The organism is Levilactobacillus suantsaii (assembly GCF_004115745.1).
GTDB lineage: Bacteria > Bacillota > Bacilli > Lactobacillales > Lactobacillaceae > Levilactobacillus > Levilactobacillus suantsaii.
Genome location: NZ_QXIL01000032.1, coordinates 1 through 16,839, shown reverse-complemented (window position 1 = coordinate 16,839; position 16,839 = coordinate 1). Strand labels below are relative to the sequence as shown.

The following is a 16,839-nucleotide window of genomic DNA, read 5'->3' as shown; positions in this document are numbered from 1 at the left end:
CTTGAGTTTCGTCGCTTAAAGCATAGCACTAGGGAGGCTTAGATGCCTTTTTTTGTTATCAAAAAGGGCCTAGTACTTTTGGAATGGAAATACTTTCCAACACCAAAAATTCTAGACCCATTATTCGTTGCCAACTTAAGGTAACCGGGAAACTGGACGTTGATCGCTTTCGCCGAGCCATCACCTTAACGGCACGGGTCGTGCCTGAATTGTTTTGCCGTTATAATTTAGTTGATAACAGCTGGACACCTGTGGTCCACGATGCATCGACCATCGTGCGGGTGGTCGACCGGTTGACTCCTGACTTGGATGCGGCGCCGGATTGGTTCCATCAACCCCAACTGCGGGTCTTTATTGTGCCCGGGGCTACCACAACACTGGTCCTGACCATGAGCCATATCTTGACCGATGGGAGCGGCTTTAAACAGTACTTATACTTGTTGTGTGCTTGTTACAATCGGGGGAGCGAGGCCGTGACGGGTGTTCAAAATACGGTCAAGCTTGATTGGCTACAGGAGTTAATTAAAACCCACCCAGCGCCTGAAGAGGAGAGCAACGTTGATCACCCGGCGCACGCTTTGGCTTTACCGCGTTTGGCTGCCAAAACGGCTCCACGAACGGCCCACGTTGGTGGGGTGGTGTTGAATGGCGAGGTAATAAAGCGCTTAATTCAAGCTACTCACGACCAACATGTGACGGTCAATGATGTTTTGCTGGCTCTTTTTGGAAAAACTGTGCAGGCTTATGATCCGGAGGTGACAGCGCTTGCGATTGCCTGCCCAACGGATATGCGACAAAACATCGAAAATGACCAGGCCACGTTGCGAATTGCCAACCATACGGCGCGCTATAACCCGGCTATTGAGTCGCCTGTAAGCGATTCTCTTCGAACAACGGTCCAAAAGATGCACGCAGGAATGGCCGCGTTAAAGGCCCAAGACCAGTTCTTGGATTCTGTACGGTCGTTGATGCAACAATACCAACACGAAAGTATCGCTGATCTCCAGCAGATTGTTGAGGCACATTATCATGTGCGGCCTATTGGCTACACTAACTTTGGCATCATTGATGATGAACGATTGATTCTGGCAGGACTGAGTGTTACGGACTGCCTGTTAACGGGGTCTTTCCGTATTGCACCAATGTATCAGATTGCTTGCAGCACGTTCAAGGGCCGGCTCACGTTAGGTTTCAACATGATCGGGACGCCGCAAGAAGTACAATTTGGTCAGGATTTAGCTGGTGCCATGGCGAGTCGGTTAGAAATGTTTATTGACCCGGTCACGGCGACTGCCCAATCAGTGGCCACGTCAATTGAATAAATTATATAAGATTTTGGGAGAAACTAATAAAGTGCTTTGCCCCAAGTGATAGAGTCATTGGAACGAGGCATTTTTGGTACTATGATGAACTAGTTGATTTTTCTTTGAGTAGATTGTAATTCAAAAAGCCCGAGCCATGAGGCCCGGGCTTTGTCTAATTAGAATTAGAGGTTATTTGAAAGGTTGTGCTTGCTTCTGCACCAACGCTGTGTAAGCTGATGAGAAGGAATGTGACGTTGTTCCGTGGTTCGCATTAGAAGCGGCAAAAGCTTGTGTGCTGACAAAAGCCCCAGAAACGACAACAGCAACAACGGCGATTAGAGCAACTACTTTTAAGAAACGCATAAATAAACATATCCTTTCAGCTGATGAGCTTAACTTTTTTTAGGTTTCGTACTTTCAACATTTGTTAACGTGAACATCGTAATTCTTTCAGAAAATTAAGTCAAGAATTAATTTGGCATGTAAAGGATTACATTGGAAAAAAACTTGTTGGAATCGATTCATTAGTAGGAAATAAGTGATAGTTTATACCCTGCTTTTAAATGAAAACGATTTTTTGCTTTTTCATATTTCGATTCGACCGACAGGAAATAATTTTTGGAAATCGTGAAAAATCTGGGGGCTTAAAATGTGATCGTTAAACTAAACAAAATGTTAAAAGCGGGCCCATTATTAACTGGGCCCGCTAGAGGTGTGTGGTAGCTAATCCGTTAAATTAAAAGCGATGTCGAGAGCTTGAACACTATTGGTCAGATAACCCAAAGAAATAAAGTCGATACCACTACCAGCATAGGCCGGGAGCTTGGTGGGGGTAATCCCACCGGAAACCTCAACTTTAATCGAAGTCGGAATAATTTTGCGCCAGGCTCGGGCCGTTGCCGGGGTCTGATTATCAATCATAATCATGTCGACCTGACTCGCAATCGCGGCTTGGAGTTGGTCACGGGTCGCGACTTCAACTTCGATGGTCTTGGTCGGACCACAGAGCTGACGCAATCGGCGAACCGTGGCTGGGAAATCGGTGATGAGGTGCCAGTGATTGTCTTTGAGCATCACCGCATCGTAAAGCCCCATGCGGTGATTGATTCCACCACCGCACTGGACCGCGTATTTATCGAACAGGCGGAGTCCGGGGGCCGTTTTGCGAGTATCCAAAATGCCGATCGAAGGGTCGTTCAAGGTCGTGACGGCCAAGTGGGTCGCTGTGGCAATGCCACTCATCCGCTGCATCAAGTTGAGAATCGTTCGCTCACCGGCTAAGAGGTCGGCGACGGGACCTGAGGCTTGGCCGATGACGGTACCTTGAGGCACCAGTGTCCCGTCCGGCACCGTGGGGGTGTAATGGCACTTGGGCCCCAACAACTGGTACACGGCATCGGGTAAGCATTGACCAACAATAACGCCGGCGTGCTTAACGACGAAGTCTCCGTGGACTAATTGCGGTGGTAAAGCGCTGGTGCTTAGGTCACCGGTGGCGAGGTCTTCTTCTAAAAAGCCTTTAAGGGCGTCAGTGAGTCGTTTCGGACTTAGCGTCATGGTGGTCAGCCTCCTTAGAGACAACCGTAGTATCGGTGATGCCGACGGCCAGTAACAGTGCCCCCACCACGAGTAACATGACGAAGAGACCGAGAACCGTGGCAATAGAGAAGTTCAACTGGATCAACAGTCCTACCATGTAAGGCCCAATCGTAGCTCCAATCCGACCGATGGCTTGGGCGGTGCCCATCCCGGTTCCCCGCACGGCTTGGGCAAATTGGCCAGGCGTCAACGCAATCAACGTTCCCCAGGCGCCCAGGTCAAAGAATGATAGCCAAGCCCCACTGACCAGGATAGCCAAGTTATTGCTGGCTAAACTAAAGGCCAAGACACTAACGATGGTGCCACATAAATAAATGAGCAAGACGCTTTTTTGCCGGAGCTTGCCCATCAAGTAAGCCGCTAAGAAGTAGCCGGGTAATTGCGCTAAACTCATCAAGAGAGTGTAGCTGAAACTATGCACGATGGGAAATCCGCGTAGGACCAGGATACTAGGTAACCACAGAAACATGCCATAGTAGGTCAGCATTACGATGAACCAGAGGGCGCTAAGCAATAAAGTTTGTTGCCGGTGTTGGGGTTGCCAGACTACCTTATAAGATGGCTTGACCATGGGCTGCACTGGTTGGTCGGGTAAATGGCGGCGAAGTGGTAGCGCGTAGAGGACGGTCAGTGCCGTGATCAACACGGTCCAGCGCCAACCAATCGCCGGCATGACCCCGAAGGCCAGCACAGAAGCCAAAATCCAACCGATAGCCCAGAAACTATCCGCCAAAACCAGCATCCGGGAGCGTTGGGTACCGCGGTACTGGTCTGCGACTAGGGTGGCCGCAACGGGTAATTCGCCACCGAGACCAATCCCAGTGATGAAACGAATCAGAATAAAAACGGTGACGTTAGGCGCGAGCGTCAGCGCTAAGTTTCCCAGTGAAAAGAGCGCTAGGGTATAAATTAGAACGCGCTTGCGCCCAATTCGGTCAGCTAAATAGCCACAGCCCAGCGCCCCGAACACCATCCCCACGGAGGTGGCCGCCCCGACGGTCCCTAATTGGACGGGGGTCAGTTGCCATTCAGCTTTCAACAAGGGCATGATAAACGATAAGATAGCTACGTCCATGGCGTCAAAGAGCCAGGCGGTCCCCACCACGAGTAATAAACGATACTTGGTCAACATTTAATTTTCCTCCCCAGAAAACAATAAAAGTAATTATTACTTTTATTATATTAAAATAAAAGTCGTGACAACTTTTATTTAACTTGCTACTGAATATAAGCGGTTTCTAGCCGTTTGTCAAGCAAGAAGAATTCAAACGGTACAGAGTTGCCGGCCGTCCAGCATGGGCCGTGGCGGTGGTCCCTACGGCGGTAAAGTGATCACGGTGGGCCTTCTTGAAGTTGGAATTGTCCAGGGCACTCAGCGGTTGCCGCAAAAAAGTGGCTGCTACCGTGCGTGCCTCTTTCAACGTGAAGGTGGGACCCAACGTTAGGAAGACGGTCGGGTGGAAGGCTAATTCGTGACGAATCCGACGCGCAGCCACGGCAAGCAACCAGTCATGGTCGAAAGCCAGCTGACTTGGCGGCGCCGCGTGACGGGTCGTCAGATCGGCGTAATAGGTCGCAGTTTGGTTGGTCGTGGGCGTGGTGAAACGAGTATTCCCGTTTTGGACTTGGTAGGCAGTCTTAGTCGCAGTCACCTGAAACCAGCGGGCGTCCTGGGCGCCGTAGCCGGGCGTTAGCGGTGGCATTTTCGGTAAGAAGGTCATGTAAGCCAGGGCGACCCGCCGATGCGTGGGGGTCCGGTCGGGATGGGTGAACGTTGCCAATTGTTGGGTGTGCTGCCCGTCTAGGACCAGACCAATCTTTTCTCGAACCAACCGTAACGCCGCAGTATCAGCACTCTCGTCGGGCCGCATCAAGGTTTCAGGCAACGCCCAGAAACCGTTGAACGGGTCATGGTCGCGGTTGAGTAGGAGCAAGTTCACGTGGTGCGTGGTGCGATCGAAGCTCCAGATTAAATTTGTGATGGTAATGGTGGGGCTCACCAAGGCCACCGCCTCCTTTCACTTAATGGTGCCATTTGACATGCAGGCACAGACGAACCAGCAGGTTGGCTAGTCCCGAAATGAGCAGTGCACCACTCAGAATCACAGCGAGTAAGGCCATGACCGTGGCGACGCCGCGTAGCCACCCGGCCGCACCAGTCAGCAGGGTCCAAATTGCCGTCACTACCAGAATCAAGATGGTGAAGCCAATCAGTCCCATTTTAGAATTGCGAAAATCTGCCGCACTCAAATCAAAGCCGCCGATGCTGATGTTCATGGCCAGGATGAAGACAATGAGGCCGTGGCCCCAACTGTCGTTTGCGTCGGTGATGGCGTGGCGTAAGGCCGACCAGTCCAGGGCCAGGGGGTGACTGGCAAAGGCCACCAGCCCGGCAAATAAGCCCGGCAACAGCCACGCCGTAAGTCCAAGGAGTACCAGGCTACAGCCAAAAATCGGGGCGATACCGATAAAGAGGTTTCCCGTACTTTGGTACCAATTGCCTTGGTTCCAGGTGTGGTTAACATAGCCTAAAGCCAAATCGCTGTCGCCGTTACGGGTCCGCTGGTTGGGATGGGGCCGTTTCAACAACCGTACCCCGGTGATGCGGTGGCCAAAAAGCAAGGCTACCAGTAAGTGACTGAGTTCGTGGCAGAAGATGCCAATGAATCCGAGGTAGAGTTCACTGTTGATGCCAAAGCCGTTGGCCAGGTACTGTTTGGTGTTGCGGTTAACGCCAGTTAAAAGCGCAATAAAGGCTCCCGGCACGACCAGGAGCCAGAAGACGATCAAAGCGAGGTTTTGGAGCAACAGCATATAGTTGATGGTCATGCGCCCTTACTCCAGTAAATCGGTGAAGGTCCCGTGAACCAACGTCGCCAGTTCAGTGGCGTCGACTTCGACGGACCGACCGATTTGTCCGGAAGAGACCAGGATCTGGCCCTGTTGCTGAGCCGTTTGGTCGAGGTAGATGGGGAACTGCTTCTTTTCCCAGATGCCAACGGGCGTGTTGGCCCCGTGTTCGTACCCGGTGGTCTTGACCAGGTTCTTCAAGGGGATCATGTCGACTTTTTTGTTGCCCGAGGCCTTGGCGAGTTTCTTTTCATCGAGGTGTTCATCGATGGGGAGGACACCGACTAAGGGACCGGTGACATTACCACTTAAGACCAAAGTCTTGTAAATGTGGTGTTCGTCCACGGCGGCGTGGTCAACCTCCATTTGGGCCGTATCGCCCGCCATGTGGGTGGCGAAGGCGTATTGCTTATAAGCAATCTTATTTTTGTCGAGGATTTGCTCGACCAGAGTTTTGTGTAAACGTTTGGCTTTCTTTTTCTTAGCCATCAGGCATCACCTTTCTTCACAGTTATTTATAATTGGACCGCACTTTAAAGTCAACTGGAACGGTCAATTTTAAGGAAAAAGCAGACACCCGTTCGAAAACCTGCTATACTTTACTCCAAAGAAGCGTCTAGTTCACCAGTAATGAGGAGATATCATGGCAGATTTAGTTTATCGACAAGTCATGCGCGATTTGAAGCAGCGAATCCATCAGCACGAATTTCAAAATAAGCGGCTGCCCGATGAGCGGAGTCTAAGCGAAACCTACGGGGTCAGTCGTAGCTCGGTCAAACGCGCGCTGAGCATTTTAGCCAACCAAGGCATTATTTTTAAAAAACGGGGTTCCGGGACCTTTATTAATCCATTATATATGAAAAACCAGACGATTTTTCAATATGAAGGGTCAAATTTAGGGATTACGGATAGTATGAAGTCCGCGGGCAACACGCCCGGCATCCGATTATTGGGGTTTAACGTGGTTCCCGCCAGCGAAGAAATTCAACAGGATCTTTTCTTGTCACCCGGCGATTTTGTGTACGAAATCAAACGACTACGGTTATTCAACGACCAACCGTTCATGATCGAAACGGGGTACATTCCCATCAAGATTGCGCCGAATTTGTCGCAACAGACCGTGTCGAGTTCGATTTTCAACTATTTGGAAAGCCAAGGCAAGGTCGTCACCAAATCATTCATGTCGATTCAAGCGGCACCGTCCACGGCCGATGATCAGGAGTTGCTACAATTGAAGCCGGTCGAACCAGTGGGCATTATGGAAGGAATCTTCTTCCTGGATGACGGGACACCGTTCGAAGTCTCGAATATGCGGCTACACTACCAATATTTGAACTATAACACCTTTGTGTCCCTAGATGAAGAGTAGGGACCACCGACCAAGATTATGAGCAGGTCGGTAGGGAGACAAGCCGGGCAGATGCCAGGCTTTTTTAATTGGTTAACAACTGGTAAACATCAAGCTGATAACCTTTACAGACAATTATTAGCTTTAACAGCTGACAATAGCGTAGTCGTTAAATTAGCACTTAACTGTTTCGTAAAATTCTTAACGCCAGTAATTTAACATTCTTACTCATAAAAAATAACCGTCTATAATTTTTGAAAACTAAAGCTAAACTACAATTACATCTTAAAATAGCTGGTAAAGGGGGCGAGTGTCGCCCCAAAAACAGCACGTTAAAGGGTGCATCCCTCAAACAAAAGGGGATGCACCTTTAATAGCTTAGGCTTTCTTTCGTTTCTAATATGGTTTTGACGTGGGATCACTATCAATCACATCAATTTTCCTCAATGGAATATTGATTAGATCTCCGATTCCTAACAAGTCCTTTGATTCTTTCATTCTTGATTAATTATAATATTAATCTTTAATTAAAAATAAGTAAATGATAATCCTTAATACGTTGATTACTGCCCAATATAATAAACACATTATTGCTAGAACACCGATCATAAGATTTGAATTTATTAATTGATAAATCAAGATAAGGAGTACGAATAGGCTAAGTGACAGCCATTCTAAAAAAACAACTGTTTTATGGTCAGATAAGTAACTTACATGTTCGTCTCGTTCATCGCTAAATTTTGTATTGGGATTGGTAGGCATATCTTTAAAGCTTAGAATGGCTAATATTGCGAGAATAATTGTAGTTAAAGCATCCTTAATGACTGATTGAGAAGCCAAGTAATCCTTAATAGTTAGGGAAAGGAAAAAGATAGCCATAAGGCTCAGTACCGTAATAATAAATTTATTTTTCATGAAGTCCTCCAAGGTATTCTTCGAGTTTAAACATTGTTTCAACATCAGTATCAAATACTTTTGCTAATTTGTAAGCTAAAATTAGAGAGGGCTTGTATGTACCCTTTTCAATTGAGATTATGGTCCGCGAAGTTACATTGACCATATTTGCAACTTGAAGTTGGGTAAGACCATTCTTTTTTCTGTAGTGTGCTACTAAATTATTCACACGGATAGGCCCCCTATTTCTAATAACGTGAAGCTGGCTTCATGCTATTAGAAAATTAGGGGGCTTGTCAAATAGAATTTAAGTCCCCACTAGGAGGACTTGGAGGACAAGGGGGATGCACAATATTTTAGGCAACCAAAAAAGGACTAATTTTGTGATCGGTCTATTTCTTAACTCAAATTTTCATGCGGTAAGCGTCAACGCTGGGGACCTTGGGAAAATTTTGAAGGGAGGGCGAAAATGTGGGCCTACATTTCGTTAAATTGGACCGTATCAATTTATAAAAAGGTTGACTTTTTCGCCAAACGCTGTATTATAGGGATTGTAAAAAGCATCCCGGTATCCACTACGAGATAAATTTTACGCCATTTTCTATCAACTAGATGATGCAGTTACGATTTCAAAGAAGGAGTGTTAATTACATGGCAGCAAATGCAAACTTCGACTCCAAGTCTTACTTGGAAGGCGTTGACAAGTACTGGCGCGCAGCCAATTACCTCTCTGTCGGGCAATTGTTCTTACGTGACAATCCGCTGTTAAAGCGCGACTTAACTTCTGACGATGTCAAAATTAAGCCAATTGGGCACTGGGGAACGATCGTTTCTCAGAACTTTATCTATGCTCACTTAAACCGGGTCATTAACAAGTATGATCTGAACATGTTCTATATTGAAGGTTCAGGTCATGGTGGCCAAGTGATGGTTTCTAACTCATATCTTGATGGTAGCTATAGTGAAATTTATCCAAATATCTCCCAAGATGAAGAAGGTATGAAGCGCTTATTCAAGCAATTCTCCTTCCCAGGTGGCGTGGCTTCCCATGCTGCCCCTGAAACCCCAGGTTCCATCCATGAAGGTGGGGAACTTGGTTACAGCTTGTCCCACGGGACGGGTGCCATCTTGGACAACCCCGACGTCATTGCCGCGGTTGAAATTGGTGACGGGGAATCTGAAACTGGTCCTTTGGCCGCTTCATGGTTCTCTGACAAGTTCATTAACCCAATCAAGGATGGGGCTGTTTTGCCTATCATCAACATGAACGGGTTCAAGATTTCCAACCCAACGATTCTTTCACGCATGAGCGACAAAGAATTGACCGAATACTTCACCGGGATGGGCTGGGAACCACACTTCGTTGAAATCGACGCCGATGACACCGACCACATGCGGGTCACGGAAGACATGGCGAAGACGATGGACACCGCTATCGAAAAAATCAAAGCTATTCAAAAGAACGCTCGGGACAACAACGATGATTCCTTGCCAAACTGGCCAATGATCATCTTCCGTTCCCCAAAGGGCTGGACTGGTCCTAAGCATGACCTGGACGGCAACCCAATCGAAGGGTCCTTCCGGGCGCACCAAGTGCCGATTCCGGTTGCTGCTGGCGACATGGAACACGCCGACATGTTAGTCGACTGGTTGAAGTCTTACAAGCCTGAGGAACTCTTCAACGAAGACGGTTCCGTCAAGCAAGAAGTTCGCGACATGGCACCGAAGGGTGACCAACGGATGGCCATGAACCCAATCACCAATGGTGGGATCAAGCCAGAACCATTGAAGCTCCCAGACTACAAGAAGTACGCGGTCGACACCACGAAGCGTGGCAAGACCATCGCACAAGATATGTTAGTTTGGTCCAAGTACTTGGCCGACGTCATGAAGTTGAACCCGAATAACTTCCGGGGCTTTGGTCCTGACGAAACCAAGTCCAACCGGCTCTACGCCGCCCTGGATTACGGGAAGCGTCAATGGATGGAAAACATCCACGAACCGAACGATGAAAATATGGCCCATGAAGGCCGGATCATCGATTCTCAACTTTCCGAACACCAAGCTGAAGGCTGGTTAGAAGGTTACGTTCTGACTGGTCGTCACGGGTTCTTTGCCACTTACGAATCCTTCGGTCGGGTCGTCGACTCCATGTTGACCCAACACATGAAGTGGTTACGTAAGGCCGGCGAACAATCCTGGCGTCATGATTACCCATCCTTGAACTTCGTGGATACCTCCACTGTGTTCCAACAAGACCACAACGGATACACCCACCAAGATCCGGGGATGTTGACCCACTTGGCCGAAAAGAAGCCTGAATTGATTCGTGAATACCTGCCAGCCGACGCCAACACCTTGTTAGCCGTTGGGAACGTGGCCTTCCAGAGTCGCAGCAAGATCAACTTGATTGTGACCTCCAAGCACCCCCGTCCACAATGGTTCTCCATCGACGAAGCCACGAACCTGGTCAACAACGGGTTAGGCTACATCGACTGGGCTTCGACCGACCAAGGTCAAGAACCTGACGTTGTCTTTGCCGCTGCCGGCACGGAACCAACTTGGGAATCCTTAGCTGCGATTTCCTTGTTGCATGACGAATTCCCAGAAATGAAGATTCGCTTCATCAACGTCGTGGACATCTTGAAACTCCGGTCACCGAAGTTGGATTCACGGGCGATCTCTGACGAAGAATTCGACCGTCTGTTTACGACGGACAAGCCAGTCATCTTTGCATGGCACGGCTTCGAAGACATGATCAAAGGTCTGTTCTTCGACCGTCACAACCACAACTTACACGTTCATGGTTACCGTGAAAACGGTGATATCACCACGCCATTTGACATGCGGGTTCTGAACCACCTTGACCGGTTCCACTTGGCCAAGGAAGCTGTCAACGACATCCCAGAATACGCCGTTAAGGGCGCTTACTTCGCACAACGGATGGACGACATGGTGGCTAAGCACACGGCCTACATTCGTGAGGTCGGGACTGACTTGCCAGAAGTTAACGACTGGCAATGGAAGCCCCTCAAGTAAGTCGTTTACGACTGACTTGGGTGTTAACCCATAATTAAAATGAAGACGCGTCGTCTAGGACTCACAAGAGTTCCGGACAACGCGTCTTTTTTGTTTTTGTCAATCGGTATTGATGAAGACTAATATGAGAATCCGATTTACTTTCGAATTGGATTCTTTTGCGGGTCTTCTATTGGGTCATTTAAGAGGCTTCCTGCGTCTATATTTTTAGGGTGACGGGGGTCATTCCGTTGCTAGCCTTGACGACAAATTAAATTCGTAATAATCTGTGGACGTCGGCGAATTAATGCCAGTTCAAAGGTGAAAACTATAAGGCATGGTCAGACCAATAAAAAGCATTTGTATATTTTTAGTTAGTCTATTATTGTCTCTAGGATCAACAATTTTTTTGGCTGCAAGCCTTCTGGTTAAAGCGATCCTCTTCCTAATATTTATGATTGTTAATATTATCGCGATAAGTGACTTTTCAAAACTAAAGAATCTTAAAGCGGCAATGGCCGACGATATTAAAAAAAGCTACATATTCGTGACGAAGTGTTAAGTGGTATTATCGGAGTGGTATGGTTTCTTCAAATGCCAGGAAACCTTTCTATAATAGAGAGTGCACTATGGATAGTCACTAACACAATCTGTTTATTAAGTACGCTTTATGTTGTCTATAAAATAACTAACATAGTTTTAAATCACGGTTGATGGCGACGAAACAACTGTAAGCATTGACGATGATGTTGTTCAAACTGCTATGGCTGAGCTTCGAAAAAACGTAAGACTGATCAATCAAAGTTAGAACAACAGCTAGGTGCTGGAGTCTACTAGCATTGAGACAGTTTCTCAACTAACTGCTGAAAAGAAACAGGAGTTCAATCAACTTGTTGCCGATGGTAATTTTAGCAAGAGTGAACAATTAGAAATTCTAAAAAGTAAAATTTCCAATGATAACTCTGATCGCTTACTTGGAATCAAATTAACTGTTGTTAAAAAAATTGCGTTGTATGTAGCCAAATATACTGGACGTAGTATTGCTTCTAAACCACTAAAATCTTTCGTTAATTACTTAACAGACTTTGAAGGTAAATCTGAAACAGGAATTCGTAATGGACTAATTAAATATTTACATTTCAACAAGACGGCGGCATATTGGACTGCTAGGACGATTGTTTTCATCTATCTTTAAAAAGGAGGATTTGAATGAGTACTAGCACAATAGTAATTATTATATTATGTTTAGCATTACCTATAATTATTCCTTCTCAACAATGGTTAATAGCACACAACTTAATCTATCTACCCTTAATTTTGGGTGGTGCATTTCTATTGTTCATGGTAGCTCTCACACTAGTTAAATCAGGATCCATTTTTAATTGGTACGACTACTGTATTGTTATTTTATTCTGCTTATATGAAGGTTGGAAGCTAATAAAATAGCTTTGCAACTGTCATTTATACCTTAAGTCTCAGCGAGCAAAAATTTGTGGGCTCTTTATCAACCGGTGTTGATGAGGCGTTTTAGCAGAACTCAATTCACTTTTGAATTGGGTTCCTTTTCTTTATTCTGATTTTAAATGGTTCTTTATCGATCAGTATTGATGGGGAGCAATTCACTGTCGAATCGCGTTAGTTAGCTTGTCGGTGACGGCAAACGTATTTAATAGTCAGCTTAGCCTTTCGATTGAAGAAAGGTTTCCCGGCATCAGCTAAACGCCAAGTTAATCGGACAAAAGAAAGTGGTGTTTGATTGTCTTTTACCCGTGAGGTTCGTATACTCGGGGTGTTGGATTTAGAGTAGGGTTATCACCATATTGGAGGGATTTATATGTCGAAAAAAGTTGCCCTCGTGACCGGTGCCGGTCAGGGGATTGGCAAAGCGATTGCCACGCGCTTAGCCGCTGATGGATTTGCAGTTGCGTTAGCGGATTTGAAGCTAGACAGTGCTGAAAAAGCGGCCAACGAGATTAACCAAAACGGAGGTCAGGCCGTGGCCATCAAAGCGAACGTGGCCGACCGTGATGAGGTTTTTGCGGCGGTCAAGACGGCCGGCGAACAACTCAGGGACTTCAACGTGATCGTCAACAATGCTGGCTTAGGGCCAACCACGCCGATTGATACAATTACACCCGAAGATTTTCAGAAGGTCTACGCCGTCAACGTCGGCAGTGTCCTGTGGGGCACCCAGGCGGCGCACCAAGCTTTCAAGCAGTTCGGTCACGGGGGAAAATCATCAACGCCACGTCACAGGCCGGAGTCGTGGGGAACCCGAATTTGGCCCTGTACAGTGGGACGAAGTTTGCGGTTCGGGGCATCACCCAGACCACCGCGCGGGATTTAGCGGCGGAGGGCATCACAGCTAACGCCTATGCACCGGGTATCGTGAAGACCCCGATGATGTTCGACATTGCCCACCAGGTCGGCCAAAACGCTGGCAAGAGTGACGAATGGGGGATGGCGACCTTTTCCGATGGCATCGCGTTGAAGCGGTTGTCCGAACCAGAAGACGTAGCCAATACCGTGGCGTTCTTAGCGGGGAAGGATTCCGACTACATCACCGGTCAGACGATTATCGTAGATGGTGGGATGCAGTTCCAATAAAAATCAGGTTAAGTTAAGATTTTGGGACAAAACACTAAATTCTATGGGTGCGTCAAGTTCTTCGCAAGTTCGATCCTTTTAGCTTTAAGTCCCTTGGTTCGGTTTCTAATTTCATTAAAAATAGTCTCAAACATACTAAGATTAGCTCTGTAAAACCGTTTCGGTTTTACAGAGCTAATCTTAGTGCTTTTTTCGATTCCTCGTCAGGTGAAGTTGATAGATTTTGTCCATCAACACTAAGTATCATAGAGCCTATTCTTTTACATTGGGACTAGTAATATCTCAGCTTCAAATATCATATAACCAGAATTACGATTCTGATCTTGAAAAAACATTGGTAAGTTAAAATGGCATTTCAAAATAATAAATCAGGGTGACAAGAAAATAGTAAAATCCCCCTAAATTTAGTTTTACTCCAATTCAAAGGGGTCACTTCACTTCCAATTCATACATAGCGACAATACAGGGCACTAAATACGATGCTTTGTGAAACTAGTTGCCAATATTTTATAAAGAATACCACATACAATGGCCATTAAGCCATAAATTACGAGTAGATATTGACCATTCATTGTCTGAAAAAGTAGTGTGCCTAAAGGTGCCCCGATTGCGTTCCCAATCAAAAATCCCGATTGAGCTAAGCTTAAATAAAGAGTAATTTCTTCCTTGGGTAACATATCATATTCGACTAGTTCTTTAAGAATGAAGAAACCAGTACCCTCAATTGACATCACAAAGAAAGCTACTAGTATCCACAGATGTGGATTTGAATTTTCTAATCCGCAAAGAATAATTATGATACCAGCGATTAGTTCAGTTAATAAGAAGTACGAGTCCGGCTTTTTATTAAAGAGTGGGATTTGAAATATAAAGACAGACAACATAGATACTAATCCTAGAATTGTTACAACTACACTTGTAGAACCGACACTATAGCCCACTGATCTTAGAACTGCCGGTGCAATCGGATCAACAATAGATGTTGTGATTCCCATTAAAATGACCGTTAGAAGAAAACCAATCCCGATGCGCTTATTCTTTGGTAATGCAATGATGCTTTCTTTTTGCTCTAATTGGATGCTCTTATTTTCGGGTATTGATGTAGTAGGTAAAAAAAGGATTGCCAGTGCTGAAACGATTAGAATCGTGACATAAACTTCATTGCGGGCTGAGAATATAAAAAGAATCAAACCAGCAATCAACGTTGCAATTAAGGAAGTAATTTGCATTAAAGTATACCGTGATGAAATTAGGACTTGCTTGTCTGATGGATTTTCATCAGCTTCTGCATATATCCACTTACGTATCACTAATAGCAATATAGATGCACCAATTCCAGCTACTCCCCCTGAAATAATCGCAATAAAACTATTCTGATAGAATACTCGAAGAGCCATACCAGTTGCATACAGAATTCCTAAAATTCTCGCAACCCTTCTTAGCTCAATTCCTATCATTTTATTTGAGAGAAGGAATGACAATGACCCTGTAATAGCCATCACTGAATAAGACAAAGAAAAATTTATTAATTTTCCATTTTGCTGAAAATATAATGTCTGCGAATATTTTGATATTCCCATAGCAAGATAGAACATTGTTATATACAAAAATAATGATTAATATTTTTGTATTACGCCAAAGTACGCTCTCATTTTATTCATCTACTCACATTTTCTACCTATACTTGATTACGGCAATAATATTACTTATACGTGAGTCTACCAGATTTTATTTTATTTTTTTAATTATAAATTCATTTAGCAAATGTACTTGGCGAGTTTTAGACTCAAGTTAGCCACTTTAACAAAATAAAATACACCAAGACAGAAAAGTCCAGTATCATTGGAGTTCCTACAACAAACAATGAAAGAGGTCTTTTATCTTGGTGCAAGAACAGCTTACCATATCACGGTCCAAGGACCATCACTTAACTGCATTCGAACGTGGGGAAAATCTTCGCACTACACAATGTAGGGCCTTCCAACCAGGCGATTTCTTGGCAACTAGGCGTTTGTCACCAGACCATCAATAATGAGTTGAAACGTGGCCAAGTCCGCCAGATGAAGAAGTTCAACGGTAAGCATCAATTTTCAATTCAGTATGTGTCTGAGTTCGCACGATGCTAATAGGCCTTTCTAGCATGCTTTGCCCAGCACTTCAGAAATGACTAGTGGTCCAGCTAGTTGGCCCCGTCTTAGCCGGCGAGTTTACACCGGACGAGATGGTTCCAACGATGACTTTGTATATCTCCATTGACAATCAACGGTTAGATAGCTGTAATATCGTCCATAGTATTGATGAGTGTCCGGCTGTGATAAACACCAGAGGGGAAATACTATGGGGATAAGCGTAATGGATGTGAATGTGTTGTTTTGACGTTTGTCGAGTGTCCGGCTCAGATGTCTATCCTTCGTTTCATTGACAGTTGAGAAGAGGACGCCGTAGCAGAAAATCAAACAGCAGTCTGGTCACATCATCAAATCAATCACGACTGACGATGGCCTCAAGTTCACTACATTGGCCGTGGTCGATATGGCATCTCGGCCATACACGTCTAGCGAACGGGGAACTACGAGGCCCATAATCGGATGGGTTTGATGCGACTTACCTAAAGGGGTATCCTTGGATATCATTAGTTCTGCCCAGGTTGCCAAGACGTAGAACCGCTTGAACAATCTTTGGCTGCAAACACTAGATGAACGCTTTTATGCCGCAACTGCTGGCCATTAATTCCATTCAGTGATATCCATTTTTGACTAGTGGCTAACTCGGTTCTAAAATTCGCCACAGATATCATAGAATCATTTTTTCGTGAAGTTTTTTCAAAGACGGCGGTCATGACCTAGGGGCAGGGGCGTTGGTTGATCAAGCTGGTCCTGAACTCTATCGAATTATGGAAGCGGATTATAAAGTTGATTTGTTCACAATGGAACCGTTTCCGACTGTCAATAAATTTTAGTAAGCGTATTGGTCATGCCAGATACTCACAATAAAAAGTAACTTATAAAACCAGCTACCATAACATTTCATAAAGATTAAGACTGAAAAGAAATGTTCAAAATGGGGTTGCATTTTAGAGCGATGACCCGTATACTTTCGATATTCATTAAGTTATCGAATTCACAAAAAACTATGGAGGGCTCAGCATGTCGAAAAAAGTTGCACTAGTTACCGGAGCAGGTCAAGGAATCGGGGAAGCCATCGCCAAGCGGTTGGCGA

14 protein-coding genes and 1 pseudogene are annotated in these 16,839 nt (G+C 45.6%); 6 read left to right on the top strand and 9 right to left on the bottom strand.

The window, feature by feature from the left end:
* The first annotated feature begins 251 nt into the window (after positions 1–251).
* Positions 252–1,322 carry a hypothetical protein gene (locus DXH47_RS10730; protein WP_225423576.1) on the top strand — a complete coding sequence of 357 codons (1,071 nt, stop codon included), beginning with the start codon at positions 252–254 and terminating at the stop codon, positions 1,320–1,322.
* A 171-nt stretch (positions 1,323–1,493) separates the two neighbouring features.
* Here DXH47_RS10730 and DXH47_RS11730 read toward each other — a convergent pair whose 3' ends face one another.
* From DXH47_RS11730 to ybaK, 6 genes are all read right to left on the bottom strand, one after another.
* Entirely contained in the window at positions 1,494–1,667 is a 174-nt protein-coding gene (locus DXH47_RS11730) for a hypothetical protein (RefSeq protein WP_170955016.1), read from the bottom strand.
* A 360-nt stretch (positions 1,668–2,027) separates the two neighbouring features.
* Positions 2,028–2,861 (bottom strand): carboxylating nicotinate-nucleotide diphosphorylase, encoded by an 834-nt coding sequence (gene nadC, locus DXH47_RS10725; RefSeq protein ID WP_129033308.1) that lies wholly within the window; start codon positions 2,859–2,861, stop codon positions 2,028–2,030.
* Complete coding sequence (locus DXH47_RS10720; RefSeq protein WP_129033307.1) at positions 2,833–4,035, bottom strand: MFS transporter; 1,203 nt, start codon at positions 4,033–4,035, stop codon at positions 2,833–2,835. Before DXH47_RS10720 ends, nadC begins: the two co-directional genes overlap by 29 nt.
* Positions 4,036–4,141: 106 nt before the next feature.
* Positions 4,142–4,906, bottom strand: a complete 765-nt coding sequence (locus DXH47_RS10715; RefSeq protein ID WP_404820040.1) for an NrtR DNA-binding winged helix domain-containing protein — start codon at positions 4,904–4,906, stop codon at positions 4,142–4,144.
* A 19-nt stretch (positions 4,907–4,925) separates the two neighbouring features.
* Positions 4,926–5,732: a hypothetical protein gene (locus tag DXH47_RS10710; protein WP_129033305.1), complete on the bottom strand. Its 807-nt coding sequence runs from the start codon at positions 5,730–5,732 to the stop codon at positions 4,926–4,928.
* A 6-nt stretch (positions 5,733–5,738) separates the two neighbouring features.
* On the bottom strand, positions 5,739–6,242 hold the full coding sequence (gene ybaK / locus DXH47_RS10705; RefSeq protein WP_129033304.1) for a Cys-tRNA(Pro) deacylase: 504 nt from the start codon (positions 6,240–6,242) through the stop codon (positions 5,739–5,741).
* A 154-nt stretch (positions 6,243–6,396) separates the two neighbouring features.
* On the opposite strand from ybaK, the gene DXH47_RS10700 reads away from it, so the two are divergent.
* Complete coding sequence (locus DXH47_RS10700) at positions 6,397–7,122, top strand: GntR family transcriptional regulator (protein WP_129033303.1); 726 nt, start codon at positions 6,397–6,399, stop codon at positions 7,120–7,122.
* Positions 7,123–7,617: 495 nt separating this feature from the next.
* Here DXH47_RS10700 and DXH47_RS10695 read toward each other — a convergent pair whose 3' ends face one another.
* Positions 7,618–8,016 (bottom strand): hypothetical protein, encoded by a 399-nt coding sequence (locus DXH47_RS10695; protein ID WP_129033302.1) that lies wholly within the window; start codon positions 8,014–8,016, stop codon positions 7,618–7,620.
* The gene (locus DXH47_RS10690; RefSeq protein WP_129033301.1) at positions 8,006–8,224 is read right to left on the bottom strand and encodes a helix-turn-helix transcriptional regulator; all 219 of its coding nucleotides are present in this window, start codon (positions 8,222–8,224) and stop codon (positions 8,006–8,008) included. The genes DXH47_RS10695 and DXH47_RS10690 overlap by 11 nt, the downstream gene beginning before the upstream one ends.
* A 422-nt stretch (positions 8,225–8,646) precedes the next feature.
* On the opposite strand from DXH47_RS10690, the gene DXH47_RS10685 reads away from it, so the two are divergent.
* The 3 genes and pseudogenes from DXH47_RS10685 (at position 8,647) to DXH47_RS10675 (ending at position 13,620) form a co-directional block, all read left to right on the top strand.
* Positions 8,647–11,034, top strand: coding sequence for a phosphoketolase family protein (locus DXH47_RS10685; protein ID WP_129033300.1), 2,388 nt, complete (start codon positions 8,647–8,649; stop codon positions 11,032–11,034).
* Between the two features lie 799 nt (positions 11,035–11,833).
* A complete protein-coding gene (locus DXH47_RS10680) occupies positions 11,834–12,208 on the top strand; it encodes a hypothetical protein (RefSeq protein ID WP_129033299.1) in 375 nt (124 codons plus the stop codon).
* Positions 12,209–12,847: 639 nt separating this feature from the next.
* Positions 12,848–13,620, top strand: a pseudogene (locus tag DXH47_RS10675) ((S)-acetoin forming diacetyl reductase).
* Positions 13,621–14,090: 470 nt separating this feature from the next.
* Here the strand turns inward: DXH47_RS10675 and DXH47_RS10670 are convergent.
* A complete protein-coding gene (locus tag DXH47_RS10670) occupies positions 14,091–15,215 on the bottom strand; it encodes an MFS transporter (protein WP_129033298.1) in 1,125 nt (374 codons plus the stop codon).
* A 348-nt stretch (positions 15,216–15,563) separates the two neighbouring features.
* Here DXH47_RS10670 and DXH47_RS12115 point away from each other — a divergent pair, with 348 nt between their 5' ends.
* On the top strand, positions 15,564–15,746 hold the full coding sequence (locus tag DXH47_RS12115) for a helix-turn-helix domain-containing protein (RefSeq protein ID WP_182150844.1): 183 nt from the start codon (positions 15,564–15,566) through the stop codon (positions 15,744–15,746).
* Positions 15,747–16,839: the final 1,093 nt, after the last annotated feature.

Bases quoted from the DNA above. Each gene is read 5' to 3' on its own strand.
- DXH47_RS10685 (WP_129033300.1), top strand. From the start codon at position 8,647: ATGGCAGCAAATGCAAACTTCGACTCCAAGTCTTACTTGGAAGGCGTT.
- nadC (WP_129033308.1), bottom strand. From the start codon at position 2,861: ATGACGCTAAGTCCGAAACGACTCACTGACGCCCTTAAAGGCTTTTTA.
- DXH47_RS10700 (WP_129033303.1), top strand. From the start codon at position 6,397: ATGGCAGATTTAGTTTATCGACAAGTCATGCGCGATTTGAAGCAGCGA.
- DXH47_RS11730 (WP_170955016.1), bottom strand. From the start codon at position 1,667: ATGCGTTTCTTAAAAGTAGTTGCTCTAATCGCCGTTGTTGCTGTTGTC.
- DXH47_RS10720 (WP_129033307.1), bottom strand. From the start codon at position 4,035: ATGTTGACCAAGTATCGTTTATTACTCGTGGTGGGGACCGCCTGGCTC.
- DXH47_RS10670 (WP_129033298.1), bottom strand. From the start codon at position 15,215: ATGTTCTATCTTGCTATGGGAATATCAAAATATTCGCAGACATTATAT.
- DXH47_RS10710 (WP_129033305.1), bottom strand. From the start codon at position 5,732: ATGACCATCAACTATATGCTGTTGCTCCAAAACCTCGCTTTGATCGTC.
- DXH47_RS10695 (WP_129033302.1), bottom strand. From the start codon at position 8,016: ATGAAAAATAAATTTATTATTACGGTACTGAGCCTTATGGCTATCTTT.
- ybaK (WP_129033304.1), bottom strand. From the start codon at position 6,242: ATGGCTAAGAAAAAGAAAGCCAAACGTTTACACAAAACTCTGGTCGAG.